The organism is Enterobacter cloacae complex sp. IR5403, assembly GCF_049238705.1.
GTDB classification, from domain to species: domain Bacteria; phylum Pseudomonadota; class Gammaproteobacteria; order Enterobacterales; family Enterobacteriaceae; genus Enterobacter; species Enterobacter hormaechei_C.
Genome location: NZ_JBMKHP010000001.1, coordinates 76,883 through 103,175, shown reverse-complemented (window position 1 = coordinate 103,175; position 26,293 = coordinate 76,883). Strand labels below are relative to the sequence as shown.

At 55.3% G+C, this 26,293-nt stretch carries 30 protein-coding genes; 19 read left to right on the top strand and 11 right to left on the bottom strand.

All coding sequences use genetic code 11. The features are described from left to right. The first annotated feature begins 76 nt into the window (after window positions 1–76). The 4 genes from osmY to osmV are packed head-to-tail and all read left to right on the top strand — an operon-like array spanning window position 77 to window position 3,509. Entirely contained in the window at window positions 77–787 is a 711-nt protein-coding gene (gene osmY, locus ACOTW6_RS00585) for an osmoprotectant ABC transporter permease OsmY (protein WP_047719422.1), read from the top strand. A gap of 18 nt (window positions 788–805) precedes the next feature. Next, window positions 806–1,705: an osmoprotectant ABC transporter substrate-binding protein OsmX gene (osmX, locus tag ACOTW6_RS00580; RefSeq protein WP_017694085.1), complete on the top strand. Its 900-nt coding sequence runs from the start codon at window positions 806–808 to the stop codon at window positions 1,703–1,705. Window positions 1,706–1,713: 8 nt separating this feature from the next. After that, window positions 1,714–2,361, top strand: coding sequence for an osmoprotectant ABC transporter permease OsmW (osmW, locus tag ACOTW6_RS00575; protein WP_022647970.1), 648 nt, complete (start codon window positions 1,714–1,716; stop codon window positions 2,359–2,361). Further along, window positions 2,361–3,509, top strand: coding sequence for an osmoprotectant ABC transporter ATP-binding protein OsmV (gene osmV, locus ACOTW6_RS00570; RefSeq protein ID WP_062932622.1), 1,149 nt, complete (start codon window positions 2,361–2,363; stop codon window positions 3,507–3,509). The genes osmW and osmV overlap by 1 nt, the downstream gene beginning before the upstream one ends. Before the next feature lie 87 nt (window positions 3,510–3,596). Here osmV and ACOTW6_RS00565 read toward each other — a convergent pair whose 3' ends face one another. Further along, window positions 3,597–4,064 carry a DUF6392 family protein gene (locus tag ACOTW6_RS00565; RefSeq protein ID WP_062932621.1) on the bottom strand — a complete coding sequence of 156 codons (468 nt, stop codon included), beginning with the start codon at window positions 4,062–4,064 and terminating at the stop codon, window positions 3,597–3,599. Then, window positions 4,061–5,725: an S-type pyocin domain-containing protein gene (locus ACOTW6_RS00560; protein ID WP_074135685.1), complete on the bottom strand. Its 1,665-nt coding sequence runs from the start codon at window positions 5,723–5,725 to the stop codon at window positions 4,061–4,063. The genes ACOTW6_RS00565 and ACOTW6_RS00560 overlap by 4 nt, the downstream gene beginning before the upstream one ends. A 231-nt stretch (window positions 5,726–5,956) precedes the next feature. Here ACOTW6_RS00560 and clcB point away from each other — a divergent pair, with 231 nt between their 5' ends. Further along, window positions 5,957–7,267, top strand: a complete 1,311-nt coding sequence (clcB, locus tag ACOTW6_RS00555; protein WP_062932619.1) for a voltage-gated ClC-type chloride channel ClcB — start codon at window positions 5,957–5,959, stop codon at window positions 7,265–7,267. Here clcB and bioD read toward each other — a convergent pair. The 3 genes from bioD to ACOTW6_RS00540 all read right to left on the bottom strand — a co-directional run bounded on the left by bioD (window position 7,202) and on the right by ACOTW6_RS00540 (window position 10,276). After that, complete coding sequence (gene bioD, locus ACOTW6_RS00550) at window positions 7,202–7,897, bottom strand: dethiobiotin synthase (RefSeq protein WP_062932618.1); 696 nt, start codon at window positions 7,895–7,897, stop codon at window positions 7,202–7,204. The genes clcB and bioD overlap by 66 nt on opposite strands. Window positions 7,898–8,028: 131 nt before the next feature. Beyond that, window positions 8,029–9,249 carry a sugar metabolism global transcriptional regulator Mlc gene (gene mlc, locus ACOTW6_RS00545; protein ID WP_032658277.1) on the bottom strand — a complete coding sequence of 407 codons (1,221 nt, stop codon included), beginning with the start codon at window positions 9,247–9,249 and terminating at the stop codon, window positions 8,029–8,031. Between the two features lie 121 nt (window positions 9,250–9,370). After that, window positions 9,371–10,276 (bottom strand): LysR family transcriptional regulator, encoded by a 906-nt coding sequence (locus ACOTW6_RS00540; protein ID WP_121479043.1) that lies wholly within the window; start codon window positions 10,274–10,276, stop codon window positions 9,371–9,373. A gap of 121 nt (window positions 10,277–10,397) precedes the next feature. Here ACOTW6_RS00540 and ACOTW6_RS00535 point away from each other — a divergent pair, with 121 nt between their 5' ends. Further along, window positions 10,398–11,651 (top strand): MFS transporter, encoded by a 1,254-nt coding sequence (locus ACOTW6_RS00535; protein ID WP_063132805.1) that lies wholly within the window; start codon window positions 10,398–10,400, stop codon window positions 11,649–11,651. A gap of 73 nt (window positions 11,652–11,724) precedes the next feature. On the opposite strand, the gene ACOTW6_RS00530 is transcribed toward ACOTW6_RS00535, so the two are convergent. Next, entirely contained in the window at window positions 11,725–12,315 is a 591-nt protein-coding gene (locus ACOTW6_RS00530; RefSeq protein ID WP_128755764.1) for a hypothetical protein, read from the bottom strand. A 264-nt stretch (window positions 12,316–12,579) separates the two neighbouring features. On the opposite strand from ACOTW6_RS00530, the gene ACOTW6_RS00525 reads away from it, so the two are divergent. From ACOTW6_RS00525 to ACOTW6_RS00510, 4 genes are all read left to right on the top strand, one after another. Next, window positions 12,580–14,067 (top strand): carboxypeptidase M32, encoded by a 1,488-nt coding sequence (locus tag ACOTW6_RS00525; RefSeq protein WP_033487066.1) that lies wholly within the window; start codon window positions 12,580–12,582, stop codon window positions 14,065–14,067. A 149-nt stretch (window positions 14,068–14,216) separates the two neighbouring features. Next, on the top strand, window positions 14,217–14,522 hold the full coding sequence (gene asr / locus ACOTW6_RS00520; RefSeq protein WP_047051876.1) for an acid resistance repetitive basic protein Asr: 306 nt from the start codon (window positions 14,217–14,219) through the stop codon (window positions 14,520–14,522). A 92-nt stretch (window positions 14,523–14,614) separates the two neighbouring features. After that, the gene (locus ACOTW6_RS00515; protein ID WP_057979992.1) at window positions 14,615–14,698 is read left to right on the top strand and encodes a hypothetical protein; all 84 of its coding nucleotides are present in this window, start codon (window positions 14,615–14,617) and stop codon (window positions 14,696–14,698) included. 102 nt (window positions 14,699–14,800) lie between these two features. Then, the gene (locus ACOTW6_RS00510) at window positions 14,801–15,622 is read left to right on the top strand and encodes a trypsin-like serine peptidase (protein WP_003857461.1); all 822 of its coding nucleotides are present in this window, start codon (window positions 14,801–14,803) and stop codon (window positions 15,620–15,622) included. 5 nt (window positions 15,623–15,627) lie between these two features. Here the strand turns inward: ACOTW6_RS00510 and mdtI are convergent, their stop codons facing one another. From mdtI to ACOTW6_RS00495, 3 genes are all read right to left on the bottom strand, one after another. Continuing rightward, window positions 15,628–15,957 carry a multidrug/spermidine efflux SMR transporter subunit MdtI gene (gene mdtI, locus ACOTW6_RS00505; protein WP_003857463.1) on the bottom strand — a complete coding sequence of 110 codons (330 nt, stop codon included), beginning with the start codon at window positions 15,955–15,957 and terminating at the stop codon, window positions 15,628–15,630. After that, on the bottom strand, window positions 15,944–16,306 hold the full coding sequence (gene mdtJ / locus ACOTW6_RS00500; protein WP_015570633.1) for a multidrug/spermidine efflux SMR transporter subunit MdtJ: 363 nt from the start codon (window positions 16,304–16,306) through the stop codon (window positions 15,944–15,946). Before mdtJ ends, mdtI begins: the two co-directional genes overlap by 14 nt. A gap of 117 nt (window positions 16,307–16,423) precedes the next feature. After that, window positions 16,424–16,594, bottom strand: a complete 171-nt coding sequence (locus ACOTW6_RS00495) for a hypothetical protein (RefSeq protein WP_006808891.1) — start codon at window positions 16,592–16,594, stop codon at window positions 16,424–16,426. Between the two features lie 132 nt (window positions 16,595–16,726). On the opposite strand from ACOTW6_RS00495, the gene ACOTW6_RS00490 reads away from it, so the two are divergent. Further along, a complete protein-coding gene (locus tag ACOTW6_RS00490; protein ID WP_003857467.1) occupies window positions 16,727–17,767 on the top strand; it encodes an AI-2E family transporter in 1,041 nt (346 codons plus the stop codon). On the opposite strand, the gene ACOTW6_RS00485 is transcribed toward ACOTW6_RS00490, so the two are convergent. Both ACOTW6_RS00485 and ACOTW6_RS00480 read right to left on the bottom strand, forming a co-directional pair. Beyond that, a complete protein-coding gene (locus ACOTW6_RS00485; RefSeq protein WP_121479044.1) occupies window positions 17,764–18,711 on the bottom strand; it encodes a zinc-dependent alcohol dehydrogenase family protein in 948 nt (315 codons plus the stop codon). The genes ACOTW6_RS00490 and ACOTW6_RS00485 overlap by 4 nt on opposite strands. Then, window positions 18,704–19,738 (bottom strand): LLM class flavin-dependent oxidoreductase, encoded by a 1,035-nt coding sequence (locus ACOTW6_RS00480; protein WP_121479045.1) that lies wholly within the window; start codon window positions 19,736–19,738, stop codon window positions 18,704–18,706. The genes ACOTW6_RS00485 and ACOTW6_RS00480 overlap by 8 nt, the downstream gene beginning before the upstream one ends. A 207-nt stretch (window positions 19,739–19,945) precedes the next feature. Here ACOTW6_RS00480 and yajD point away from each other — a divergent pair, with 207 nt between their 5' ends. The 8 genes from yajD (at window position 19,946) to pqqE (ending at window position 26,293) form a co-directional block, all read left to right on the top strand. After that, on the top strand, window positions 19,946–20,293 hold the full coding sequence (yajD, locus tag ACOTW6_RS00475; protein WP_119934427.1) for an HNH nuclease YajD: 348 nt from the start codon (window positions 19,946–19,948) through the stop codon (window positions 20,291–20,293). Window positions 20,294–20,552: 259 nt separating this feature from the next. Further along, complete coding sequence (locus tag ACOTW6_RS00470; RefSeq protein WP_121479046.1) at window positions 20,553–21,818, top strand: Y-family DNA polymerase; 1,266 nt, start codon at window positions 20,553–20,555, stop codon at window positions 21,816–21,818. Window positions 21,819–21,922: 104 nt separating this feature from the next. Continuing rightward, on the top strand, window positions 21,923–22,942 hold the full coding sequence (locus tag ACOTW6_RS00465) for a dipeptidase (protein ID WP_032653397.1): 1,020 nt from the start codon (window positions 21,923–21,925) through the stop codon (window positions 22,940–22,942). 138 nt (window positions 22,943–23,080) lie between these two features. Further along, entirely contained in the window at window positions 23,081–23,152 is a 72-nt protein-coding gene (gene pqqA, locus ACOTW6_RS00460) for a pyrroloquinoline quinone precursor peptide PqqA (protein ID WP_002905689.1), read from the top strand. 55 nt (window positions 23,153–23,207) lie between these two features. Further along, window positions 23,208–24,125: a pyrroloquinoline quinone biosynthesis protein PqqB gene (pqqB, locus tag ACOTW6_RS00455; RefSeq protein ID WP_121479047.1), complete on the top strand. Its 918-nt coding sequence runs from the start codon at window positions 23,208–23,210 to the stop codon at window positions 24,123–24,125. Between the two features lie 2 nt (window positions 24,126–24,127). After that, the gene (gene pqqC, locus ACOTW6_RS00450) at window positions 24,128–24,883 is read left to right on the top strand and encodes a pyrroloquinoline-quinone synthase PqqC (RefSeq protein WP_003857506.1); all 756 of its coding nucleotides are present in this window, start codon (window positions 24,128–24,130) and stop codon (window positions 24,881–24,883) included. Window positions 24,884–24,885: 2 nt separating this feature from the next. Beyond that, a complete protein-coding gene (gene pqqD, locus ACOTW6_RS00445; RefSeq protein ID WP_121479048.1) occupies window positions 24,886–25,164 on the top strand; it encodes a pyrroloquinoline quinone biosynthesis peptide chaperone PqqD in 279 nt (92 codons plus the stop codon). Further along, window positions 25,151–26,293: a pyrroloquinoline quinone biosynthesis protein PqqE gene (pqqE, locus tag ACOTW6_RS00440; protein ID WP_213788718.1), complete on the top strand. Its 1,143-nt coding sequence runs from the start codon at window positions 25,151–25,153 to the stop codon at window positions 26,291–26,293. The genes pqqD and pqqE overlap by 14 nt, the downstream gene beginning before the upstream one ends.

Here is a 26,293-nt window from a genome sequence, read left to right as displayed (position 1 = left end):
ACCCCTGCCGAAACATGGCATAACAACAGGCAACCGGTGGTTGCTATAACGCATGCGCACAGGGAGACACACCGCAATGCACCCATTACTTAAACGTTCGCTGCTTTTTGTCGGCGCGATTATCGTGGTTCTCGCTCTCCTCACCTGGGGAATTGGACTGGAGACGATTAAGGCGCGCCAGGTTGACCTGATCTACCTCGGGCAACAGCACCTGATTCTGGTCTTTTCATCAATGTTCTTTGCCCTGCTGGTGGGCATTCCAAGCGGTATTCTGCTGAGCCGTCCGGCCGCGCGTGGTATCGCCGAATATGTGATGCAAATCTTTAACGTGGGCAACACCCTGCCGCCGCTGGCCGTTCTGGCGCTGGCGATGGTGGTGATTGGCATCGGTGATAAACCGGCCATTATCGCCCTCTTTCTGGCTTCCCTGCTGCCGATTGTGCGTAACACCTATGCCGGGCTGTGCTCTGTTCCCGCGTCGTTGCTGGAAGCGGCAAACGGCATCGGCATGACCAAATGGCAGCGCCTGCGTCAGGTCGAACTGCCTAACGCCTGGCCGGTGATGCTTTCCGGTATTCGCATTGCCACTGCGATTAACGTCGGTACCGCACCGCTGGCATTCCTGATCGGCGCCAGCAGCTACGGCGAGCTGATATTCCCGGGGATCTATCTGAATGACTTCCCGACGCTGATCCTGGGCGCGGCGGCCACCGCCCTGTTCGCCCTGATTCTGGATACGCTGCTGGCGGCGCTGGGTCGGCTACTGAGCCCGCATCTCGCGCGATAATTATAACAAGGAGCTTCTATGAGACTGTTTTCCGGCCTGACGGCGCTGTGCGCCGCCGCGCTCTTCACCAGCCAGGCGCTCGCCGCGCCGCTGATCCTGGCAACCAAGAGCTTTACCGAGCAGCACATTCTCTCGGCCATGACCGTGCAGTATCTGCAAAAGAAAGGGTTTCAGGTACAGCCGCAGACCAATATTGCAACGGTGATTTCCCGCAACGCGATGATCAACAAGCAGATTGATATGACCTGGGAGTATACCGGCACGTCACTGATCATCTTCAACCACATCAACAAACGCATGTCGCCGCAGGAGTCATACGAGACGGTGAAACGCCTCGACGCGAAGCACGGTCTGGTGTGGCTTAAACCTGCCGATATGAACAATACGTATGCCTTTGCCATGCAGCGCAAGCGCGCCGAGGCTGAACATATCAATACCATGTCTGAAATGGTGGCAAAGATTGAGCAGATCCGTAAAACCGATCCGGATAACAACTGGCTGCTGGGCCTTGACCTGGAATTTGCCGGGCGCAGCGACGGGATGAAGCCGTTGCAGGCGGCCTACAACATGGAGCTGGACCGCCCGCAGATCCGCCAGATGGATCCGGGCCTGGTCTATAACGCGGTGCGCGACGGGTTTGTCGATGCGGGGCTGATCTACACCACCGATGGGCGCGTAAAGGGCTTCGATCTTAAAGTGCTGGAAGACGATAAAGGCTTCTTCCCGAGTTACGCCGTGACGCCAGTTGTTCGAAAAGACACGCTGGAGGCTAACCCGGGACTGGAGGAGGCGCTGAACACCCTCTCAGCCCAGCTCAATAACGACGTTATCACCGAACTGAATAAGAAGGTGGATATCGACCATCAGTCACCGCAGCAGGTCGCCCGTGATTTCCTGCGTAGCAAACAGTTGCTGTAGGAGGCGCTATGGAGACGATTCACTATATTCTCGACAACTGGGACTATCTCTTAACCCTGACGCTGCAACACCTGTGGCTGGTGGCGCTCGCCGTCGGCCTGGCGATTGTGATTGGCGTGCCGCTGGGCATTTTAATTGTCCGCCATAAATGGCTGGCAACGCCGGTGCTGGGGATTGCCACCATTGTGCTCACCATCCCGTCAATTGCGCTTTTCGGCCTGATGATCCCGCTCTTTTCGCTGATCGGTCAGGGCATTGGCGCCCTGCCCGCGATTACGGCGGTGTTCCTCTATTCGCTGCTGCCGATTGTGCGTAACACCCACACGGCGCTCGACAGCCTGCCGCCGGGCCTGCGAGAAGCGGGACGCGGCATCGGCATGACCTTCTGGCAGCGTCTGCGCTGGGTGGAAATCCCGATGGCGCTGCCGGTGATTTTTGGCGGCATCCGCACCGCCGTGGTGATGAACATTGGCGTCATGGCGATTGCCGCCGTGATCGGTGCGGGCGGGCTGGGCCTGCTGCTGCTTAACGGTATTGGCGGGAGTGATATTCGTATGTTGATTGCGGGCGCGCTGATGATTTGTCTTTTAGCGATTGTGCTCGACTGGTTGCTGCACCGTTTGCAGGTGGTACTGACTCCGAAGGGGATTCGATAATGATAAAACTGGAAAACCTCACCAAACAATTTTCACAGAAACACGGCCAGACGTTTAAGGCCGTCGACAACGTCAACCTGAACGTGCCTGAAGGGGAAATGTGCGTGCTGCTCGGCCCGTCCGGCTGCGGGAAAACCACTACCCTGAAGATGATCAACCGTCTCATTACGCCAAGCAGCGGGACGATCCTGATTAACGGCGAAGACACCAGCGGAATGGACACCGTGACCCTGCGCCGCAACATTGGCTACGTGATCCAGCAGATTGGCCTGTTCCCGAACATGACCATCGAAGAGAACATTACCGTCGTGCCGCGCATGCTGGGCTGGGACAAAGCGCGCTGTAAATCCCGCGCCGAAGAGCTGATGGATATGGTGGCAATGGATCCGCATAAATTCCTTCACCGCTATCCGCGCGAAATGTCCGGCGGTCAGCAGCAGCGTATCGGCGTCATCCGCGCGCTGGCAGCGGATCCTCCGGTCCTGCTGATGGATGAACCGTTCGGCGCGGTCGACCCGATTAACCGAGAAGTGATCCAGAACCAGTTCCTGGAGATGCAGCGCAAGCTGAAAAAGACCGTGATGCTGGTGAGCCACGATATTGACGAAGCGCTGAAGCTGGGCGACCGTATTGCCGTCTTCCGTCAGGGACGTATCGTGCAGTGCGCCAGCCCGGACGAGCTGCTGGCGAAACCCGCGAATGAGTTTGTCGGCTCGTTTGTTGGTCAGGACCGGACGTTGAAACGCCTGCTGCTGGTCTCGGCGGGCGACGTCACCGACCAGCAGCCGACCATTACGGTACGCGAATCGACGCCGCTGCCGGAGGCCTTCGCCACCATGGATGACAACGATATTCGCGCCATTACCGTGGTTGATGAGCACGGCAAACCGCTCGGCTTTGTGAAGCGCCGCGAAGCGCGTAACGCCAGCGGCAGCTGCGGGGATATTCTGCATCCGTTCCGCATGACCGGTAAGGCCGAGGATAACCTGCGCGTGGTGCTTTCTCGCCTGTATGAGAGCAACACCAGCTGGATGCCGATTGTGGACGAGGACGGACGCTATAACGGCGAGATATCCCAGGATTATATTGCGGAATATTTGAGCTCAGGGCGTACGCGCCGGGCGTTGAATATTCATAGCGAAACTTAATCACCAGGACCGAATCGAGGGCTATTAAAACATAATAGCCCTTCGTGCCGCGTAATCATTGTTCGCTAGTAACGTTATTGAATTCTCCTACCAGCGAAGCTCTGACGTTGGCATGAAGGTTACAGACCTCACGCTATCCGCTACGTCATAGTTAATTTGCATACTGGTAGGAATATCGTAATCCTTTACTTCATAAAGGTCTGTCCAGCCATAATCCTTATTCATTACAGTGTAAGGAGGCGCACTTCGTAGAGGCTCACCAAGATTTTCATTAACCCATTTGCGTGACATAGACACCTGCAAAGGTGCTGGTAGTTCATTAGGGAATGTCCAACTGGACGCAGGTTCGTGCTGAATTCTGAGTGTGACAGATTTCAATATCCGTCCCTCCCGCCAGAAAGAAAGAAAAATTCCTTCCTGGGCCATTTCGAGATTAATGGTTGGCGTTCCAGAAGCTCCCTTTGGTGGAGACTTATACGGAATTAAATCCTTATCAAGCATATATTGATAAGATTTACCCAGACTATTTATCAGCGCTTCAACGTTTACCGTCATTTGTACAACCCCGTTTCACTGTTTATTTTATGAATTTTTACCCTTGCTTCTTCGATCTGGATTTCGGTTGCTCCATGCTCTTTCAATGCCGGTTTTATGGCATCCAGATTGCGGTCAACTGCTGCCCTGAGGTTCCTCGAGTCAAGCTCAATTTGTTTAGGCGTATTACGTCCACCATATGTCTCGCTTATTTTTTGATGCATCTCTTTCGGGATCACGATGGCAGAAACTTTATCAGTCAGCGAAAGTATTTCGTCATCGTCTAACAACGGATAATTAGCTCTCAGATATGCATCAACAGCAGCTCTTGACGGCATATGATCTGCCTCATAAATCCCCTGCCGCGAACGGCGTTTAAAGTCACTGTATAATTCGACCTCCAGAAACTCCACCGGCGGTTTGCTCAGGTAGATATAAATCGGCGGCAGGTCAGGGAACGGCAGGATCAGAATGTAATCCGCGAAACTCTTTTCCTCCAGTGCCGGGCTGGTGGTCGCCGTTATGCCGGTGTTATTGGGTAGCGGGTCCACAATCACCGGGTTCGGCAGCACCGGCCGCGCCTGGTTGCCGGTATTCCACGGCTTTTTCTCGTCCGTTCGATCAGGCGTCCAGACGATGGTTATGCGCGGTTCTGCCTCGGTGGTGAAGATGTACGCCTGCTGTCTGCTGTCATACTCCATTTTTCTGACGCGCACACTGTCCCGGCCAGGTGGTGTGTGCCAGCCATGCGGCACCGGGTTCCCCCTGCTGTCGTTCTCCCACGTATAGCGAATACGGCTCGGGGCTTCACGCATCTGCTCCAGGCGCATACGGTCGATAAAGTCCTGTTCGCCGTCATTCAGCCTGCCGGGCATCATCCCCACCAGCAGACCTGCCACAGGTGCACCGGGTCCGGCAACAGCGCCACGCACCGCCCAGGTGCCGTAGGTCAGCGCCCTGCCGCTTATCAGCTCCAGTAGGCTTGCGCCTGCCGTGGCCGCCTGCGCCCGTGCAGCAGCAGACGCGGCAGCAACGGCGGCCTGGTAATCCATCTCCTCATGGTTACCGTTCCACCAGCGCCAGAGAGCGCTGCGCTTCTTCGGTTTGGGGATATTTTCAGGCTTTTTCTTTTTAGCGGTCTGTGCGTACTGCGGGACGTCTGAATCGCTGGCGGGCATGGCGTGATAAAATGCCATATCGGCAAAATTAGTGTGGGGCTCGCGCTGGTCACCGGCATCATTGCAACCCTCACCACGCAGGCAGGATTTTGCGAATACCCGGTTGCGCTCCCTTTCCTCCTCCCTGCGTTTTTCTTCGGCCTGCTTTTCTGCTGCCAGCCTGGCGGCGTGTTCTTCCCTGGCAACGTCAACCGGGTCTCGTCCACGTCCCAGCCACTGACCTGCCGGGGCTATCACCCGGTTCGAACCAGGCGGACAACCACAATGTACTTCGGACCCATGAACGGCTACAGGTACGCCGTGAAAACTTACGCGCGGCTCACCTGATACAATGACGCCCTGTTTCCCGCATCTGGGGCAGGGAGTGGTTTTATCACCTACCCGGAGTATCCTGCGGCCAAATTCAGTGCTGTCCGTGATGGAAGCAATACATCTGGCGCCGGTGGTTGTCCTGTCATTTTCGAGCGCCTGCCCCCGTCCATAATTATCGGTACGGTATCCCATTGGTACACATTCTCTATCCCTGGAAAAATAGATCCAATTTTATCACCGCCGCCTTCAGAGTAAAAATGTTTATTTTCAATATGTTAAACATTGAAGCATCCTTGAGATTAACCTGCATTTATTAAGCTAACAGCACTTCTGTTTATTCCCTTCCGAATCCGCACGCATACCTTTTGCTAACCTCACGTTTTCCCATCACAATATTGTTTTGTCCTCATTTAATTGCGACCCATGCAACGTCTTAATGCTTACCCCGACATCCGCGTGATGTTGCGCCGACTCCTGATCGCTTCCATCATCGGCGTGCTGGCGGCGCTGGCCGTTGCGGTGTTCCGCCACAGCATGTATCTGCTGGAGTGGCTATTTCTCAGCAACGAAAGCGGAAGTCTGGTGAACGCCGCAGCCGCGTTATCGCCCTGGCGGCGGGCGCTGACGCCTGCGCTGGGTGGTCTGGCCGCGGGAATGCTACTGTGGGGATGGCAGCGCATGACGGCACAACGTCCCCACGCCCCCACCGATTATATGGAAGCGCTTGAGACCGGTGACGGCCACTTTGATTACGGCGCCAGCCTGGTGAAATCCCTCGCGTCGTTGCTGGTGGTCGCCAGCGGCAGCGCCATCGGCCGTGAAGGCGCCATGATCCTGCTCGCCGCCCTCGCCGCCTCCTTTTTTGCACAACGTTGTACGCCGAAATCCGAATGGAAACTGTGGATCGCCTGCGGTGCCGCCGCCGGGATGGCCAGCGCCTATCATGCGCCGCTGGCGGGCAGCCTGTTTATCGCAGAGATCCTGTTTGGCACGCTGATGCTGGCCTCCCTCGGCCCGGTGGTGATTGCCGCTGTAGTGGCCCTGCTGACCACGCGCCTGTTAAGTCCCGGCGCGAATACGCTATATGATGTCCATCTCAGCGAGATGCTTACGGCGGTGGATTATTTCCTGATCGTTGGCGTGGGTCTGCTGGCTGGCGTTTGCGGCCCGCTGCTGATGTGGCTGATGGCGGCCAGCCACAGGCTGTTTCTGCGTCTCAAACTTTCACCGCCGTGGCAGCTGGCGCTGGGTGGTCTGATCGTCGGGCTGCTGTCGCTGCTGACGCCGAAGGTATGGGGGAATGGCTACAGCGTGGTTCAGGCGTTTTTGCAGTCGCCGCCGCTGCTGTCGGTGATTGCTGGCGTCTTTATTTGCAAGCTGCTGGCGGTGCTGGCAAGCAGCGGGTCCGGCGCGCCGGGAGGCGTGTTCACGCCAACCTTGTTCGTCGGTATAGCAACGGGAATGCTGTTTGCGCAGATCTTTGCGCTGTGGTTTCCTGGCTCTGAGACGGCGATCCTGCTTGGGCTGGCGGGTATGGCGACGCTGCTCGCCGCCACAACGCATGCGCCAATCATGTCGGCCTTGATGGTCTGTGAGATGACCGGGCAGTATTTTTTACTACCCGGTTTGCTGGTTGCCTGTGTTGTGGCGTCGGTATTATCGAGAACGCTACGCCACGACTCGATCTACGGCCAGCATACCGCCGAAAGCCGAGAGATCGATATAGTGCGTTAATTCGCGCTGCTCGGCGCGGGGCAGATAAGGCAGTTCGCCTACCAGCGGGCCAGGCAGCTTTTTGCTCAGCACGTCGATGATTTCAGCGTAGTGCGCAAGGCCCGGGTTAATACGGTTCGCCACCCAACCAATCAGCGGCAGGCCGTCATTAGCGATAGCCTGCGCCGTCAGCAAGGCATGGTTGATGCACCCTTCCTGAATGCCCACGACCATAATCACCGGCAACTGCTCCTGCACCACCCATTCGGAAAGGGGACGTAAATCGTTCATCAGGCTGCGCCATCCGCCGGTCCCTTCAACGACCACGTGGTCAACCTTTTCACTCAGATTTGCCAGGCCATCAGAAAGCAGGCTGTAGTTGATCAGCCCACTGTGGGCGACGCTGCTTTCCTCTTCGCTTAAGGCGATAGGATTGACGGCATCATAAGGCAGTTCCAGAGACGAGACGCTTTGCAGAACCAGGGCATCCTTATTGCGCAGCCCTTCTGGCGTCTCTTTACTGCCTTTTGCAACCGGCTTGTATCCTGCAACGCGTTTACCGCTTGCCGCCAGGGCCTGGAGTAACGCGCGGGATACGACTGTCTTCCCGACAGACGTATCCGTACCAGTAATAAAGAAACGCTTAAGCATGACTCATTCCACCTCTTGGGTATGCTTCAAAAAATATAAACCAGGTAAATAATTCAGTGGGGAAAGTCTACGGGAAGCGTGCGCTACCCGGCTTGAGATAGCGCAATTTTTCGTACATCTCTGGAAAAGAGTTAGCCCTGAAGCAAACGAATCAGTAACGAGCCGTTGTACATCGCATCTTTTACCAGCGCGGCGCCAGCCATCGTGCCCTGGTTGGAAAATTGCGTACTTTCGACCACGATGTTTTTACTGTACGCGGGAAGCGCCTGCTGATTGATGCAGGCGGAAATCGCCGGAAAGAGGATATCCGCCGCCTGGCTGAGCGGGGAGCCGATCAGTATTTTTTGCGGGTTAAACAGGTTCACCATAATGGCCAGAATGCGCCCGACATTATTGCCCACGCCGGTAATGATATCCTTCGCCAACAGATCGCCCTGCCTTGCCGCAGCGCACAGTGCCTCAACGCTCAACGGCTGACCGTGCAGCGTGGAGCTCATCGACTGGCTGAGCCGCACCTGCGCCAGCTCCAGCACGCTTTCGACGCTGGCAATCGTCTCCAGACAGCCATGGTTACCGCAGTAGCAGCGTTTTCCGTACGGATCGACCTGCGTATGGCCGATCTCCACCAGGCTACTGCTGCCAGCATGCAACAGACGCCCGTCGGTGATCACACCTGCGCCAACGTTATGATCAATCACCACCTGAATCACGTCGCGCGCGCCCCGGGAGGCGCCAAACAACGCCTCCGCCATCGTCCAGGCGCTGATATCATGCTGAATGTAGACCGGCACACCGGTGTGGTTTTCCAGCACGTCGCCCAGCGGCATCTCTTTGACGTTTTCATAAAACGGCATGCGGTGCACAATGCCATTTTCGGTATCAATAATTCCCGGCAGGGTGATCGCAATCGCCGTTAAACGTTCAAGACGCTGCTGGTGACGAATAAAGAACTGGTCGATGTGGGTCAGAATGGCATCGAGGAGTGGTTGCTCTGCATCAAGCGGGAGTTCCAGCCGGTCTTCCACCACCAGCTTGCTGCTGAGGTCGCGCAGCGCGAGGAAGATTTCCCCGCGGCTAATCCGCAGCGACAGGTAGTGCCAGGCTTCCGTTTCCACCACCAGCCCTACCGCCGGACGACCACGGCTGCCCGGCTCCTGAATTTCTGTCTCCTGAACCAGATGGGCTTCCAGCATTTCGCGGACAATCTTGGTAATACTGGCGGGTGCCAGTTGTGCCAGGCGCGAAAGATCGATACGCGAAACCGGACCAAGCTGATCAATCAGGCGATATACGGCGCCCGCGTTGGTCTGCTTGATCTGATCGATATGCCCTGGCTGACTATCAGCAACCACCTCGTACTCCCTTATTTTCGAGCTTCGAAATAAACTGAGGGCTATGGTGAAGCACTTCAATGGCTGACGTCAAATTTTTACTTAGCCATGTGATTTACTGCACATTTTCGCCCACTTTTCCCTATAAATAACGCCCGTGAGAAGCGGTAATTAATTGTTCTTTGAAACGCTGTGCCGCATGGCTCTGTTCATGATGTTTAGACCATACCAGCCACATCTCTGAGACTGCATCCTGCTCGGCTATCTTCACCCAGCGCATTTCCGCCAGTTGTACCCGTTTAAACGAGGCCGGGAGAATCGACACGCCAAGCCCTGCGGCAACGAGACCAATGATCGTCATGGCTTCCCCCACCTCCTGCGCGATAGTCGGGACAAGGCCATATCGCCGCATCAGACCAAGAATGTCGTCATACAACCCGGTACCCACCTGTGGGTCAAAAAAGACAAACGGCTCTTTCGCCAGTTCAGCCAGCGTGACGCTGTGCTGCGCGGCGAGCGGATGATCCCGGGGGATCATCGCCATCAGCGGTTCGCGGAGGATCACCTGCCACGCCAGGGTATCAGGCAACTGCGTGTTACGCATCAGCCCCAGGTCGAGCGATCCTTCGTTAAGCGGCGCTATCTGCTCCCGGGTATTTATTTCGCGCGTCTGAATATGCACATCCGGAAAATTACGGCGAAACGAGGATAGCGTTTGTGAAACAGCGCTGATAAAGGGGGCCGATGAGGTAAACCCGATGCGCAGCTCCCCCGTCTCCCCAAGATAAAGCCGTTCCGCTCTGGCGGCGGCGTCCTCCACCATGCTCAGGATCTGTCGGCTATCGGTAAGAAACTGTTTTCCCGCCGCCGTCAGGCTCACGCTGCGGTTGGTTCGCGCCAGCAGACGCGCCCCGACCTGCTGCTCCAGGATCTGGATCTGCTGGCTTAGCGGTGGCTGAGAGATATTCAGCCTTGCCGCCGCACGACCAAAATGCAGCTCTTCGGCGACGGCGACAAAATAGCGTAGGTGGCGCAGCTCGATATTCATATTTATAAAGTATCATTTGAGATTATTAATATATTAGACAGAATATTTACATTTTCCTACCCTATTCTTGTGGTCATACCCGTCACCAGAAACCACGGGGATGTTTAAGCAAGGAATATGTGTGAGCCGTACAACGACCATTGATATCGCGCCGGCCAGCGACATTGATGATTTACCCGCAGCACCGCAGCCGGTTCAGTTTATTAAACGTGGTACCCCCCAGTTTATGCGCGTCACGCTGGCGCTCTTCTCAGCGGGTCTCGCCACTTTCGCCCTGCTCTACTGCGTTCAGCCGATCCTGCCGGTCCTGTCGCATGAATTTGGCGTGTCGCCAGCCAGCAGCAGTATTTCGCTCTCCATTTCAACCGGGATGCTGGCGATCGGTCTGCTGTTCACCGGGCCACTTTCGGATGCCATCGGGCGTAAGCAGGTCATGGTAACGGCGTTAATGCTGGCCTCCGTGTGTACCTTGCTGTCCACCATGATGACCAGCTGGCACGGCATTCTGGTCATGCGCGCGCTGATTGGGTTATCCCTTAGCGGCGTGGCGGCGGTCGGGATGACCTATCTCAGCGAGGAGATCCACCCGAGCTTCGTGGCCTTCTCCATGGGGCTGTACATTAGCGGGAACTCTATCGGCGGGATGAGCGGACGCCTGCTCAGCGGTGTGTTTACTGATTTCTTTAACTGGCGCATTGCGCTGGCCGTTATCGGCTGCTTCGCCCTCGCTTCGGCGCTGATGTTCTGGAAAATCCTGCCGGAATCGCGCCATTTCCGCCCGACCTCCCTGCGTCCGAAAACGTTATTTATCAACTTTCGTCTGCACTGGCGCGATCAAGGGCTGCCCCGTTTGTTCCTGACCGGTTTCCTGCTGATGGGCTCGTTCGTGACGCTGTTTAATTACATCGGCTATCGTCTGATGCTTTCACCGTGGCATCTTAGTCAGGCATTGGTGGGTTTGCTCTCTGTGGCATATCTCACCGGGACATGGAGTTCGCCAAAAGCGGGCGCCATGACCGCGCGCTTCGGTCGTGGTCCGGTGATGCTGGTTTCCACCGCCGTGATGTTGTTCGGACTGCTGATGACGCTTTTCTCTTCCCTGTGGCTGATTTTTGCCGGAATGCTGCTCTTCTCTGCGGGCTTCTTTGCCGCGCATTCCGTTGCCAGCAGCTGGATTGGCCCACGCGCGCGCCGCGCCAAAGGTCAGGCTTCGTCACTGTATCTGTTCAGTTACTATCTTGGTTCCAGCATAGCCGGTACGCTCGGCGGGGTGTTCTGGCACAACTACGGCTGGAACGGCGTGGGCGGATTTATCGCGCTGATGCTGTGCGCGGCGCTGCTGGTGGGCGCGAGCCTGCATAAACGACTGCATTAAATTTAATTGAACTGACGATATTGCATATTACGAAAGGCCAAATTTGATGGCCTTTCGTTTTAAAAGACTTAAATCAACGAGTATTGTAAGCGGCAATACCTGCGCCAACAATAGCCAATACACCCACCACTGCTTTAGCCTCTTTTACATGCTGGTTATGCATTATTGCTGCTTTATTAGCATTAACCGCGTTAGGGTCCAATGTAATAACATTGCTAAAATGATTCATGCAAGCTTCATCAACAGTTCCATTGAAGGTGCCCGAAAGTACTTTATCAGTTTTATTATCTATTGATAATGACAATGCACAAATATGAGTTGCCGTAGCACTGCCATAATTTCCAGTGGTGTCAGATGTTCCAACCGCCCCACCAGAAAAACCGTTACCATATCCCTGATAACTGGAACCACTCACCGCCACAGCATTAGTATCAGTACTAAAAGAACCGACAGACGTTGTCCCCTGATTACTGTCCCACTGATACATCGTCTGACTGCCATTGATGGGCATTGTACGTGTTGGTATCCCTAAATCAGTCATTGCTTCTGCCTTACTATGCCCAATAAGGGTAATTGTGGCATTTCTATACTGAGAAGGAACGGGTTGCATCGCGCAGCCACTTAGCAAAGGCGCTGCAATCGCGCAGAAAATAAATTTATTCATTATAAGAGTTGCCTATTAATTGACTTTGACGCATTGAATATCGCGCCAGATAAGAATATTCCTATACACTCTTCTATATTTGACTATGAGAGCTATTTTCAACATCCAAATAATTCACCCAATCAATATAAACAACATTATTTATTTGCGCAGGTTATTCGATAACATAGAATATCAACGTCATTTGAATAAGTAACATATGTTTTAATCAGATATGAACCTCTGTATGCTCGTTATGACATTCAAACACAACGAGAGCACAGAATGAAAAATAACCATTTTTATCAATCTCTTACCAAAACCTTCCAGCGCCTCTCCCGCTTCTCGCACCTCTCCTCCATCGCCAGCTGGGACATGTTCACCATGATGCCGCCAGGTGGCAGTGCCGCGCGCGGTGAAGCGCTGGCGGAGATGAGCGTCCTGCAACATCAGATCCTGACCGATAAAAAAGTGGGTGAATGGCTGGCGGCGGCGGCAGACGAAGATCTGAACGACGTTGAGCAGGCCAACCTGCGTGAAATGACGCGCCACTACCAGCAGGCCACTTTACTGCCGGAATCGCTGGTGGAGGCCAAATCGCTGGCAGGCAGCAGGTGTGAACACGCGTGGCGCACTCAGCGTCCGGCCAACGACTGGCAGGGCTTTTCAGCCAACCTGAAAGAGGTGGTGAAACTCAGTCGTGAAGAAGCCCGCCTGCGCGCTGAGGCTAAAGGCTGCACGCCTTACGACGCGCTGCTGGATATCTTTGAACCCGACATGACCAGCGCTCGCCTGGATGTGCTGTTCGGCGATCTGAAGTCCTGGCTGCCGGAGCTGCTGGCAAAGGTTGTGGAAAAACAGGCTCAACGATCGTTCGTTCCGCCACAGGGTCCCTTCCCGACCGCCACGCAGCGCGAGCTGGGCCTGGAAGCGATGAAAATGCTTGGCTTCGATTTTAACGGCGGTCGTCTGGACGTTAGCGCCCACCCGTTCTGCGGCGGCGTGCCGGAAGATGTGCGTATCACCACGCGTTACGATGAAGATGAACTGCTCAGCGCGCTTTTCGGCGTGATCCACGAAACCGGACATGCCCGCTACGAGCAAAACCTTCCGCGAGCGTGGGCCGGTCAGCCCGTTGCGCTGGCGCGCTCTACGGCGATCCATGAATCCCAGAGCTTGTTCTTTGAAATGCAGCTGGGCCGCAGCGACGCTTTCCTGAAGCATCTGCTTCCGGCGGTTCATGCCCGTTTCGGCAGCCAGGCGGCATTCAGCGAAGAGAATTTTATTGCCTGGAACCAGCGCGTGAAGCCGGGCTACATTCGCGTTGATGCGGATGAAGTGAGCTATCCGGCGCATGTGGTGCTGCGCTATGAGATCGAGCGTGCGTTAATCAATGGCGAAATTGAAGTCGATGATATTCCCGCGTTATGGGATGAGAAAATGCAGGCCTGGCTTGGGTTATCCACCAAAGATAACTACCGCAACGGCTGTATGCAGGATATCCACTGGACCGACGGCGGTTTTGGCTACTTCCCGTCTTACACGCTGGGGGCAATGTATGCGGCACAGCTGTTCCATGCCGCCAAAACTGCGCTGCCCGGGTTGCAGGCATCCATCGCCGGGGGCGATTTCTCGGCGCTGTTTGACTGGCTGCGTCAGAATATCTGGCAGCACGGCAGCCGTTTCAGCACATCGCAGCTCATCACCCAGGCCACGGGTGAAGATCTGAATATCCGCTACTTCCGCGAACACCTGACGTCCCGCTACCTGTAACCGGACGCGCCGGGGGTCCACCCCGGCGTTGTACATATGGTTACACGCCGATACCAATCACTCACGGAAACCCCGAATTTACAGGGATATAGTTATTTCAACGGCCCCGCAGTGGGGTTAAATGAGAAACCAAATTCGAGGGTATGAAAATGAAAAAAGTATTAGCTCTGGTTGTTGCCGCTGCTATGGGTCTGTCTTCCGCTGCATTCGCAGCTGAAACTACCGCCACCGCAGCGCCTGCGGCATCCACCACTGCTCCGGCCAAAACGGTTCACCATAAAAAACATCACAAAGCGGCTAAACCAGCGGCAGAACAGAAAGCGCAGGCCGCGAAAAAGCACCACAAAAAAGCGGCAAAACCTGCGGTAGAGCAAAAAGCCCAGGCGGCTAAAAAGCATCACAAAAAAGCGGCAAAACACGAAGCGGCTAAACCTGCTGCACAGCCAGCAGCGTAAGAGTACAAGCTTAACCGTGCCCTTCGGGGCACGTTGGTAAACCGGCGCTGAACGGGTTTGCGGTCAGCGCCGTTTTTTTATCCGGAGGGCGTATGCTGCGGCGCTATCGGTTTGAGTTCATTCTTATCCTGCTAATTTTATGCGCGCTCATCGCCAGCCACTTTTATCTTTCCTGAATGTAGCACGCTGATTTTACTCCCACTTTCTCGCCGTCGCGTCTATAGTATTTTCATAGGGTTCACTTTTAATAATCATAATTACCCCCACCAGAGTGTGATATGCGTAAATCTGTTGTGTTGTTACTGGGAACGTTTAGCCTTTTTGCTGGCTTTTCACATGCGGATGATGGCGACGATGACGCCATTAGCGCCAAAGAGGTAAAGACGCTGTTTTTTGGTCATGACGATCGTACGCGTGTCACCGATCCTACCGAATCGCCCTGGGATGCCATCGGGCAACTGGAAACCGCCAGCGGCAATTTATGTACCGCGACCCTCATTACGCCACGCCTTGCGCTGACGGCGGGTCATTGCCTGTTAATGCCGCCTGAAGGCAAACCGGATAAAGCAATCGCCCTGCGCTTTGTGTCGCAAAAAGGAATATGGCGCTACGAAATTCACGGTATTGAGGGGCGGGTGGATCCGTCGCTTGGCAAACGCCTGAAACCGGATGGCGATGGCTGGATTGTGCCGCCCGGGGCGGCCTCCTGGGATTTCGGGCTGATCGTTTTACGTTATCCGCCGTCCGGGATCACCCCGCTGCCGCTCTTTGATGGCGATAAGGCCGCGCTCACCGCCGCCCTGAAAGCCGCCGATCGAAAAGTGACGCAATCAGGTTATCCTGTTGATCACCTCGATTCGCTGTACACCCATACGGACTGCGTGGTGACGGGCTGGGCGCAAAACAGCGTGCTGTCGCATCAGTGCGATACGCTACCGGGTGATAGCGGATCGCCCCTGATGTTAAAAACCGATAACGGCTGGCAGCTGATTGGCGTTCAGAGTTCTGCGCCAGCGGCGAAAGACCGCTGGCGCGCCGATAACCGGGCGTTGTCGGTGACCGGTTTTCGCGACCGGCTGGAAGCCCTGGCGCAGCAGTAGGTCACTCAGGCCAGTTTAATCATGATCATACCGGCGAGCAGTAATACCAGCCCTATCCAGCCTTTATTGTTTAAACGCTGCCCGAACATAATCCAGCCTGCCGCCAGGGTGGCGGCAATACCGAAGCCACCCCACAGCGCATAGGCCACGGACAGATCGATGCCTTTCACCGCCTGCGACAGGGCGCTAAACGCCCCCAGAACCGCAGCAATCGATAACAGGCCGTAGGCTTTGCGACGAAAACCGTCGGAGAACTTCAGAAAGACGTTGGCAATAATTTCCAGAACGATGGCGAAAGCCAGCCAGGCCGCGTGGATCCATTCAAACTGCTGCATGGGTCTGCTCCTTCTGCTGTTTTGCCGGTTTGCGTGTACCCGATTTAATCAGCACGATACCTGCGACCAGGGTCGTCAGCCCGGCAATTTTCATTGTCGTCAGGGTTTCATCAAATAACATGACGCTAAACAGCGTAATCAATAAAATACCAATACCTTCCCACAATGCGTATGCCACGCCCAGCGCGATTTTTTTAACCGCGAATGAGAGGAAAATATAGGAAAGCGTAATCATGACCAGCATCAAAATAAAACCGGTGCTGCCATCACTCACGCTCGCCCATTTCATCGACAAGGTGCCAGTAATTTCAGCGACGATCGCCAGAGCTAATAAAATCCAGTAAAACATGTTTTTCTCCTGCTTGAGAATATAATCCATCGAGGCTCGCTGCGGACAGCAAACCAAAAAATTGGGAATTAAATCAGTTAGCTAAGCGCATAGCGCCAGCTCAGGCAGAAGACGTGACTATAGCGCGGAACGCCAGTGTTGCTCACCAGAAAGCAGGCAGAGGGAGGTTGAAAACAGAGCAGAGTTGTTTGAAAAATACGTCCTGAACAAATTGTCCATAAAATTACAATTATCCGCGGTGTTGCTTCTCGTCTTTGCGGATGAAAATTGTCCTCGGTAGTTGAACACGCCTGATTTGTATCATAAGCCAGGAATTTACTCAAAGCCTTTTCATTTCTTTACCCAGTCTGTTTGATTTTGGTTAGTTTTTTTAATCCGCTTTCCCCTCTATTATAAATAAAAAACTGTTCAGGAACGTCCATGGCCAAACCTATTATCACCCTCAACGGGCTTAAGATCGTCATCATGCTGGGCATGCTGGTGATCATTCTGACCGGCGTTCGTTTTGCGGCCGATATCATCGTGCCTTTTATCCTGGCGCTTTTTATCGCGGTGATCCTCAATCCGCTGGTGCAGCGAATGGTGCGGCTGCGCATCCCGCGTGTGCTGGCGATAAGCCTGCTTATCAGTATTATTATCGTTGCGATGGTGCTGTTAGTCGCCTATCTGGGAACCTCCCTGAACGAGCTGGCGCGGACGCTGCCGACATACCGCTCTTCCCTGGCGACCCCGCTGCTGCAAATTGAACCCTGGCTGCAACGCGCGGGTATCGAAGTCTCGGTTGAGGAACTGCTTAAATACATCGATCCGAATGCCGCCATGACGATTGTCACCAGCCTGCTGGCACAACTCTCCAACGCCATGACCTCCATTTTCCTGCTGTTCCTGACGGTTGTGTTTATGCTGCTGGAAGTCCCACAGCTGCCTGCAAAGCTCCAGCACATCATGGTGCGTCCGGTAGAGGGAATGGGCGCCATTCAGCGCGCGCTCGACAGCGTTTCACGCTATCTGGTGCTGAAAACGGCCATCAGCCTGGTGACGGGATTAGTGGTCTGGGGGATGCTCGCCGCGCTGGATGTGCGTTTTGCCTTCGTCTGGGGGCTGCTGGCCTTTGCGCTCAACTATATTCCTAACATCGGCTCCGTGCTGGCGGCGATCCCCCCTATCCTTCAGGTGCTGGTTTTCAGCGGTTTGTATGATGCCCTGATCCTGCTGGCAGGCTATCTGGTGATTAACCTTGTCTTCGGGAACATTCTCGAACCACGGATAATGGGACGCGGGCTGGGGCTTTCAACCCTTGTTGTGTTCCTGTCCCTGATTTTCTGGGGCTGGCTGCTCGGGCCTGTCGGCATGCTGCTCTCCGTTCCACTGACAATTATTGTCAAAATTGGCCTGGAGCAGACCGCCGGTGGACAAAGTATCGCTGTACTGCTGAGCGACATGAGCCATAAGGCCGACTAATTGTCCATCGACAGCATGGGCTTACCCGTTCTTCCCGCTTCACGATAGTTGCCTACTGCCCGCTGCCATTCCGACAGCGGGTAGAGGGTGACATCGCTGCACTGGCTGGCGCGCAGTTTAGGCCAGATGCGCCGAAACTCCGCCTGCCACGCCTCAGCGTTCAGCGCGTCCAGATAGTTACGAATGTGAAACCACGCCACGCGCGGCAACGGCCGCTGCTGCCGGAAGGTCTGCCCGGAGAGTAGCCCGTAGCAGACAAAGGTGCCGGTTTCGGGCATCACGCTCAGGATCGTCTCCGCCAGGCTGCCGCCCGTGGCGTCGTACACCACCTCCGCTTGCACGGCGGCAGCGTTGACGGCGGCCGTATCATGTTGCGCAATCGGGACGATCCCCATTTCAGCCAGACGTTGAGCGTGCACGGGCGAGCGATGGATCCCGTAAACCGCCTCTGCACCCGCCTGGCGTGCCCATTGCCCGAGCAGAACGGCGCAGTCAGAACCGGCAGCGGTGAGCAGCACCGTTTTCCCGACCGGAGGATAGCGGTCCAGCATCATCTGTGCGGCAAGCGGGTTGATATACCCCCGCGCGGCAAGTAGCGAGTCGACGTCGTCCGGGACGGGAACCGCATACGCCGCCGGGCAGTCGACATAGCGCTGCCAGGTTCCCTGCCCCCGTAACGGCAGGACCCGCTTGCCCAGCAGCGCCGGATAAGCGGCGGGCGTTTCGGTCACTATTCCGACCCCTTCATAACCGGCTATCGCAGGCAGCGGCGTGCGATGGCGATATGCCCCGGTGATGGGGATGAGATCGGAGGCGTTCACCGGAGAAAAAAGCATGCGCACACGTATCTCTCCCGGCTGTCGCGGCGACAATGACGCGGTTTCCGCTTGCAGTACCGATTCAGGCTCACCAAACCGGCGATACCAGAGGGCCAGATTACGCATTGCGATCGCGCCATCCCATTTCCGGTGCGACATGTTTCAGGATGGACTCGATCACATGTGCGTTGTATTCCACGCCCAGCTGATTCGGCACGGTAAGCAACAGCGTATCTGCTTCCGCGATCGCTTCATCCTTTTTCAACTGTTCAATCAGCTTGTCTGGCTCTGCGGCATAGCTGCGTCCGAAAATGGCCCGCGTTTTCTCATCCAGATAGCCCACGCTGTCGCTCTCATTGCGGCTTGAGCCGAAATACATCCGGTCGCGACCGTCCATCAGGGCAAAAATACTGCGGCTGACCGAAACGCGTGGCTGACGGGTATGCCCTGCCTCAGCCCAGGCCTCTCGGTAGGCACGGATCTGTTTTGCCTGCTGAATATGGAACGGCTCGCCGGTTTCATCATCTTTCAGCGTTGAGCTTTGCAGGTTCATCCCCAGTTTTGCCGCCCATACTGCCGTTGCATTAGAGCCAGCCCCCCACCAGATACGATCGCGTAAGCCTTCTGAATGCGGCTCCAGACGCAACAATCCCGGCGGGTTTGGGAACATCGGCTGTGGGTTAGGCTTCGCAAACCCCTCACCGCGTAATACATCAAGCAGTACCTCAGTGTGGTGGCGCGCCATATCAGACTCGTTTTCCCCTTCCTGCGGCACGTAACCAAAATAACGCCAGCCATCAATCACCTGCTCCGGGGAACCCCGGCTGATACCAAGCTGTAATCGCCCGCCGGAGATGAGATCTGCCGCGCCAGCATCTTCCGCCATATACAGCGGATTTTCATACCGCATGTCGATCACGCCCGTCCCGATTTCGATGCGTTTGGTTTTCGCGCCTATTGCCGCCAGCAAGGGGAATGGCGAACTGAGCTGGCGGGCAAAGTGATGCACACGGAAATAAGCCCCGTCCGCGCCCAGCTCTTCGGCGGCGACCGCCAGATCGATGGACTGTAGCAGCGTGTCAGCTGCGGTTCGCGTGCCGGACTGGGGTGACGGCGTCCAGTGACCAAACGACAAAAATCCGATCTTTTTCATAGTTGAGTATCCTGATAAAGCATTGCGTTATCCCTACTCTACGCATTAACGAATGAGAATAAATGGTGATTATTTAACGGAATGCTTCAAATAAACTGACAGAAACACGCAAATCGCACGCTGCCTTCCCGCAGAGGAGGCATTCTCCTGACATCTCATAATGGGATATAGTGTGAATTATTCTCTTTTTAACAGGTAACATCAGCAATGGCTCTGATCCCCAAAAACTACGCACGGCTGGAAAGCGGCTACCGTGAAAAAGCGCTAAAAATCTACCCCTGGGTTTGTGGACGCTGCTCGCGTGAGTTTGTTTATTCAAATCTTCGTGAACTCACGGTTCACCATATCGACCACGATCACACCAATAACCCGGAAGATGGCAGTAACTGGGAGCTGTTGTGCCTGTTTTGTCACGATCACGAACACTCAAAGTACACCGAAGCGGATCAGTACGGCACCACCGTTGTCGCGGGTGAGGATGCGCAAAAAGACGTGGGTGTCGCCACGTTTAACCCCTTTGCCGATCTCAAGTCGATGATGAACAAGAAGAAGTAATATCGACGGCATCACTGCCCATACCTGCCGTATGGGCACTTATATTCCTTAAACATTTCATTAAATACCCTTTCCGCCAGATTTGCCTCGCCGCCATTATGGACATAACCCTCGCCCTCCTGCCCCCGTACGACGTCACTCCTCGTTCCCCCTTGATCTTTGCTACCAACATACAATACTGTATATAAATACAGTATCAATTAACGGTGATCATAATGCAGTTTTTCACCCCACCTGGCGATACCAGAGCGAGCTGACCATGTTTGCACTGTGTGATGTGAACGCTTTCTATGCTTCCTGTGAAACGGTTTTTCGCCCGGACCTGAAGGGACGACCGGTGGTCGTGTTGTCCAATAACGATGGGTGCGTCATCTCTCGCTCCGCTGAAGCCAAACCCTTTGTGAAAATGGGTGAACCGTACTTCAAACAGAAAGATCGCTTCAGGCATCATGGCGTGGTTTGTTTCAGCAGTAATTATGAGCTTTACGCGGATATGTCCAACCGGGTAATGAACACGCTTGAAGCGATGTCGCCTCGTAGCGAAATATACTCAATTGATGAGATCTTTTGCGATCTTACCGGCGTGCGTAATTGTCGCGACCTTTCCGATTTTGGGCATGAAATGAGAGCGACCGTACTGCAACGCACCCATCTGACCGTCGGGGTGGGCATCGCACCCACAAAGACGCTGGCGAAACTGGCAAATCACGCGGCGAAACGCTGGCAGCGCCAGACGGGAGGCGTTGTTGATTTGTCCAATGTGGATCGTCAGAGAAAGCTGATGGCGGCGCTACCCGTCGAAGACGTTTGGGGTGTAGGACGTCGCATAGCGAAGAAGCTTGAGATGATGGGGATTAAGACCGTCCTGCAACTGGCAGACACCGATATCCGGTTCATAAGAAAACATTTCAATGTCGTGCTGGAGAGAACGGTGCGTGAATTACGGGGCGAACCGTGTCTTGAACTGGAAGAATTTGCCCCGGTAAAGCAAGAAATCGTCTGTTCGCGCTCGTTTGGCGAACGCATCACGGAATATGACGATGTACGCCAGGCCATCTGTAGTTATGCTGCCCGGGCAGCAGAAAAACTTCGCCATGAACATCAGCATTGCCGCTTTATCTCCGTATTTGTTAAAACCTCGCCCTTCGCGCTTAACGAGCCATATTATGGCAATAGCGCGTCGGTAAAACTGCTCACCCCAACCCAGGATAGCCGGGATATTATCAGCGCATCAGTTCGTTGTCTGGATGCGGTCTGGAAGAACGGCCATCGGTACCAGAAAGCCGGAGTGATGCTGGGAGATTTTTATAGCCAGGGCGTCGCGCAACTTAATCTGTTTGACGACAACGCACCCAGGAAAAACAGCCAACAGTTAATGGATGTATTAGACCATCTGAATGCTGAAAATGGCCGTGGCACGCTTTACTTCGCGGGACAGGGTATACAGCAGCCGTGGCAGATGAAACGGGAGATGCTTTCACCCCGCTACACCACCCGCTTTGCGGATCTCCTCACTGTTAAGTGATATTAACAATTGCTGCTAAGTTGTAATTTTCCCCTTGCCGGACCGGACAAATCGGTTATCGTGCCAGGCAACTTTCGCAGCAATAAAAGACAGTGGGATGCGCTATGGCGATTTTTGATGGTCACAATGACCTGTTGCTTAATTTATGGCTTCACCATCGCCAGGATCCGGTAACGGCCTTCTTCTCCGGCATTGAGAAGGGACACCTCGATTATCCGCGCATGCAGCAAGGCGGATTTTCCGGCGGGCTGTTCGCGCTGTTCGTGCCGCCGCAGGAGTATATCGCCCGCATGGCGCCACAATACGCCAGCGAGCCGTGGCAGCCGGTCGACATTCTCTGGCAGCAGCTGACGATCCTTAAGCAGCTTGTCGCCCACTCCGATGGCCGGGCGCGATTGTGCCTGAGCGCGGCGGATATCGAACGCTGCCGTCAGGATAAAGTGCTGGCGATGGTGGCGCATATTGAGGGCGCGGGCGGTTTTGACGGCGAGGGAGACGATCTACAGGCTTTCTATGCCGCCGGTGTACGCAGCATTGGGCCTTTCTGGAACATTGCTAACCGTTTTGGCACAGGCGTTAACGGGGCGTTTCCCGGCAGCCCGGACAGCGGCCCAGGGCTTACCGCAGAGGGTATCGCCCTCATTAAGCACGCTAACGCCCTGAACATGCTGATTGACGTTTCGCATATGAATGAAAAAGCGTTCTGGGATACCGCTCGTCATTCCTCTTCACCGCTGGTCGCCACCCATTCCAACGCCCATACGCTATGCCCGCAACCGCGCAATCTGACCGATCGGCAGCTGCTGGCTATCCGCGACAGCGGCGGCGTGGCAGGCGTCAATTTCGGCAACGCGTTTCTGCGCGCCGACGGTAAACGCGATAGCGATACCCCGCTGAGTACGATTGTTCGCCATATCGACTATCTTATTAACATCATGGGTGACGATCATGTCGCGCTGGGCTCCGATTTTGACGGCATTACGTTGCCTGATGACTTACACGATGTGAGTGGTTTACCGCGGCTAATCAGCGCGTTGCGTGACAGCGGCTATGATCAATTTGTGCTGAATAAGCTGCTGTGGGGCAACTGGCAAAAGGTATTGCAAAATGTTTGGCAACAATAGGTTACGTTGTAAACATTAAGTTAATTCCTTACATCTTTCGGGTTGAGCTTTGCCCTCCTGTGACGCATTATTTGATGACCATCACAAAACTGGCACAAACAATGGCGTTGGTGCTGCATTTTTAAAGAGGAAAAAACGATGTGGAAGAAACCTGCTTTTATTGATTTACGTCTTGGCCTGGAAGTGACCCTGTACATTTCCAACCGCTAATCGCTCTGCCCGCCATCCGTGCGGGCATTTTTGTTTGACTACCTGGCCCATCTTCATGTTTATAAAAGTCCTCGGTTCCGCCGCTGGCGGTGGTTTCCCCCAGTGGAACTGTAACTGCGCCAACTGTCAGGGTTTGCGCGACGGTACCCTTCAGGCGACCCCTCGCACCCAGTCGTCGATCATCGTCAGCGATAACGGCAAAGAGTGGGTGCTGTGTAACGCCTCCCCCGATATCAGCCAGCAGATTGCCCATACCCCAGAACTGAATAAGAAAGAGGTTCTGCGCGGCACGCATATTGGCGGCATTATTCTCACCGATAGCCAGATTGACCACACCACCGGGCTGCTCAGCCTGCGCGAGGGGTGCCCACATCAGGTATGGTGTACGCCGGAGGTGCATGAAGATCTTTCCAGCGGATTCCCGATTTTTACCATGCTCCGGCACTGGAACGGCGGCCTGATTCATCACCCGATCGCGCCGCTCACCGCCTTTAGCGTGGAAGCCTGCCCTGATTTGCAGTTTACCGCTGTCCCCATCGCCAGTAACGCGCCGCCCTATTCGCCGTGGCGCGACCGCCCGCTGCCGGGGCATAACGTGGCGCTGTTTATCGAAAACCGCCGCAACGGTCAGACGCTGTTCTACGCACCGGGTCTCGGTGAACCCGATAACACCATCCTGCCGTGGCTTAAAAAAGCGGACTGTCTGCTGATTGACGGCACCGTCTGGCAGGACGATGAACTCCAGGCCACCGGCGTCGGGCGCAATACCGGCCGCGACATGGGGCATCTGGCGCTCGGCGATGAACACGGCATGATGGCGCTGCTGGCCTCGCTGCCGGCAAAGCGCAAGATTCTGATCCACATTAATAACACCAACCCGATCCTTAACGAGCAGTCGCCGCAGCGTCACGCCCTCGCGCAGCAGGGAATAGAAGTGAGCTGGGACGGGATGAACATCACGCTTCAGGACTAACTATGCACATTCGCGAAACGCTCTCGCCGCAAGAGTTTGAGCACGCCCTCCGGGCGAAAGGCGCCTACTATCATATTCACCATCCGTACCATATCGCGATGCATAACGGCGAGGCCAGCCGCGAGCAGATCCAGGGCTGGGTGGCGAACCGGTTTTACTACCAGACGACGATCCCGTTGAAAGACGCGGCAATTATGGCGAACTGCCCGGATCCGCACACGCGTCGCAAATGGGTGCAGCGGATCCTCGATCACGACGGCAGCAACGGTCATGACGGCGGTATCGAAGCCTGGCTACAGCTGGGCGAAGCCGTGGGGCTCAGCCGCGAGGACTTAATCAGCGAACGCCACGTGCTGCCCGGCGTCCGTTTCGCCGTCGACGCTTACGTTAACTTCGCCCGCCGCGCCAACTGGCAGGAGGCGGCATGCAGCTCGCTCACCGAACTGTTCGCCCCGCAAATCCATCAGTCGCGTCTCGACAGCTGGCCACAGCACTACCCGTGGATCAAAGAGGAAGGCTATTTTTATTTCCGCAGCCGCCTCAGCCAGGCCAGCCGCGACGTTGAACACGGCCTGGAGCTGGCGAAGCGTTACTGCGATAGCGCGGAAAAGCAGAATCGGATGCTGGAGATCCTCCAGTTCAAACTCGATATCCTGTGGTCGATGCTCGACGCGATGACCATGGCCTACGCGCTACAGCGTCCGCCTTATCACACGGTCACCGACAAAGCGGCCTGGCACACAACCCGACTGGTATAAGCATGCAAAAAAACTCCATCGTCGCCTTTCGTCGCGGCTATCGCCTGCAATGGGAAGCCGCTCAGGACAGCCATGTCATCCTCTATCCGGAAGGCATGGCTAAACTCAATGAGACCGCGGCCGCGATCCTCGAACTGGTCGATGGCCAACGCGACGCGGCGGCCATCATTGCCATACTCAACGAACGGTTCCCGGAAGCCGGCGGCGTGGATGACGACGTCGTAGAATTCCTGCAAATCGCTTATCAACAGAAGTGGATGATTTTCCGTGAGCCAGAATAAACCCGCCGTCAATCCACCGCTGTGGCTGCTGGCGGAGCTGACCTATCGCTGTCCGCTACAGTGTCCTTACTGCTCTAACCCGCTGGACTTTGCCCGGCAGGATCAGGAGCTGACCACCGAACAGTGGATTGAGGTTTTCCGCCAGGCGCGGGCGATGGGCAGCGTGCAGATAGGTTTTTCCGGCGGCGAACCGTTGACGCGTAAAGATCTGCCGGAGCTGATCCGCGCCGCCCGCGATCTCGGTTTTTATACCAACCTGATCACCTCGGGAATTGGCCTGACGGAAAGCAAGCTCGACGCGTTCAGCGAGGCCGGTCTGGACCATATCCAGATTAGCTTCCAGGCCAGCGATGAAGTGCTCAACGCTGCGCTGGCGGGGAATAAAAAAGCCTTCCAGCAGAAGCTGGCCATGGCCAGAGCGGTCAAAGCCCGCGATTACCCAATGGTGCTGAATTTCGTCCTGCACCGGCATAATATCGATCAGATCGATAAAATCATCGAGCTGTGCATCGAACTGGACGCCGACGATGTCGAACTTGCCACCTGCCAGTTCTACGGTTGGGCGTTCCTTAATCGTCAGGGGCTTCTGCCGACGCGGGAACAGATTGCCCGCGCGGAACGCGTGGTTGCCGAATATCGGCAAAAAATGGCCGCCAGCGGCAATCTGACCAACCTGCTGTTCGTCACCCCCGATTATTACGAAGAGCGGCCAAAAGGCTGTATGGGCGGCTGGGGGTCGATTTTCCTCAGCGTGACCCCGGAAGGCACGGCGCTGCCCTGCCACAGCGCGCGCCAGCTGCCGGTGGATTTCCCGTCGGTGCTTGAGCAGAGTCTGGAATCCATCTGGTATGACTCTTTCGGCTTCAACCGCTATCGCGGGTTTGACTGGATGCCAGAGCCGTGCCGCTCCTGCGATGAAAAGGAGAAGGACTTCGGCGGCTGCCGCTGCCAGGCCTTTATGCTCACCGGGAATGCTGATAACGCCGATCCGGTGTGCAGCAAATCGCTGCATCATCATAAAATCCTCGAGGCGCGCCGCGAAGCAGCCTGTAGTGATATGAAGATCGGTCAGCTTCAGTTCCGCAACCGTACCCGTTCTCAGCTTATCTATAAAACCCGGGAACTGTAA

Bases quoted from the DNA above. Each gene is read 5' to 3' on its own strand.
- ACOTW6_RS00530 (WP_128755764.1), bottom strand. From the start codon at position 12,315: ATGAATAAATTTATTTTCTGCGCGATTGCAGCGCCTTTGCTAAGTGGC.
- ACOTW6_RS00490 (WP_003857467.1), top strand. From the start codon at position 16,727: ATGGCCAAACCTATTATCACCCTCAACGGGCTTAAGATCGTCATCATG.
- osmW (WP_022647970.1), top strand. From the start codon at position 1,714: ATGGAGACGATTCACTATATTCTCGACAACTGGGACTATCTCTTAACC.
- ACOTW6_RS00560 (WP_074135685.1), bottom strand. From the start codon at position 5,725: ATGGGATACCGTACCGATAATTATGGACGGGGGCAGGCGCTCGAAAAT.
- pqqC (WP_003857506.1), top strand. From the start codon at position 24,128: ATGCACATTCGCGAAACGCTCTCGCCGCAAGAGTTTGAGCACGCCCTC.
- ACOTW6_RS00540 (WP_121479043.1), bottom strand. From the start codon at position 10,276: ATGAATATCGAGCTGCGCCACCTACGCTATTTTGTCGCCGTCGCCGAA.
- ACOTW6_RS00510 (WP_003857461.1), top strand. From the start codon at position 14,801: ATGCGTAAATCTGTTGTGTTGTTACTGGGAACGTTTAGCCTTTTTGCT.
- ACOTW6_RS00515 (WP_057979992.1), top strand. From the start codon at position 14,615: ATGCTGCGGCGCTATCGGTTTGAGTTCATTCTTATCCTGCTAATTTTA.
- ACOTW6_RS00470 (WP_121479046.1), top strand. From the start codon at position 20,553: ATGTTTGCACTGTGTGATGTGAACGCTTTCTATGCTTCCTGTGAAACG.
- ACOTW6_RS00565 (WP_062932621.1), bottom strand. From the start codon at position 4,064: ATGACGGTAAACGTTGAAGCGCTGATAAATAGTCTGGGTAAATCTTAT.
- pqqB (WP_121479047.1), top strand. From the start codon at position 23,208: ATGTTTATAAAAGTCCTCGGTTCCGCCGCTGGCGGTGGTTTCCCCCAG.
- yajD (WP_119934427.1), top strand. From the start codon at position 19,946: ATGGCTCTGATCCCCAAAAACTACGCACGGCTGGAAAGCGGCTACCGT.
- pqqD (WP_121479048.1), top strand. From the start codon at position 24,886: ATGCAAAAAAACTCCATCGTCGCCTTTCGTCGCGGCTATCGCCTGCAA.
- mdtJ (WP_015570633.1), bottom strand. From the start codon at position 16,306: ATGTTTTACTGGATTTTATTAGCTCTGGCGATCGTCGCTGAAATTACT.
- bioD (WP_062932618.1), bottom strand. From the start codon at position 7,897: ATGCTTAAGCGTTTCTTTATTACTGGTACGGATACGTCTGTCGGGAAG.
- ACOTW6_RS00465 (WP_032653397.1), top strand. From the start codon at position 21,923: ATGGCGATTTTTGATGGTCACAATGACCTGTTGCTTAATTTATGGCTT.
- asr (WP_047051876.1), top strand. From the start codon at position 14,217: ATGAAAAAAGTATTAGCTCTGGTTGTTGCCGCTGCTATGGGTCTGTCT.
- osmX (WP_017694085.1), top strand. From the start codon at position 806: ATGAGACTGTTTTCCGGCCTGACGGCGCTGTGCGCCGCCGCGCTCTTC.
- clcB (WP_062932619.1), top strand. From the start codon at position 5,957: ATGCAACGTCTTAATGCTTACCCCGACATCCGCGTGATGTTGCGCCGA.
- osmY (WP_047719422.1), top strand. From the start codon at position 77: ATGCACCCATTACTTAAACGTTCGCTGCTTTTTGTCGGCGCGATTATC.
- ACOTW6_RS00480 (WP_121479045.1), bottom strand. From the start codon at position 19,738: ATGAAAAAGATCGGATTTTTGTCGTTTGGTCACTGGACGCCGTCACCC.
- ACOTW6_RS00525 (WP_033487066.1), top strand. From the start codon at position 12,580: ATGAAAAATAACCATTTTTATCAATCTCTTACCAAAACCTTCCAGCGC.
- mdtI (WP_003857463.1), bottom strand. From the start codon at position 15,957: ATGCAGCAGTTTGAATGGATCCACGCGGCCTGGCTGGCTTTCGCCATC.
- ACOTW6_RS00485 (WP_121479044.1), bottom strand. From the start codon at position 18,711: ATGCGTAATCTGGCCCTCTGGTATCGCCGGTTTGGTGAGCCTGAATCG.
- osmV (WP_062932622.1), top strand. From the start codon at position 2,361: ATGATAAAACTGGAAAACCTCACCAAACAATTTTCACAGAAACACGGC.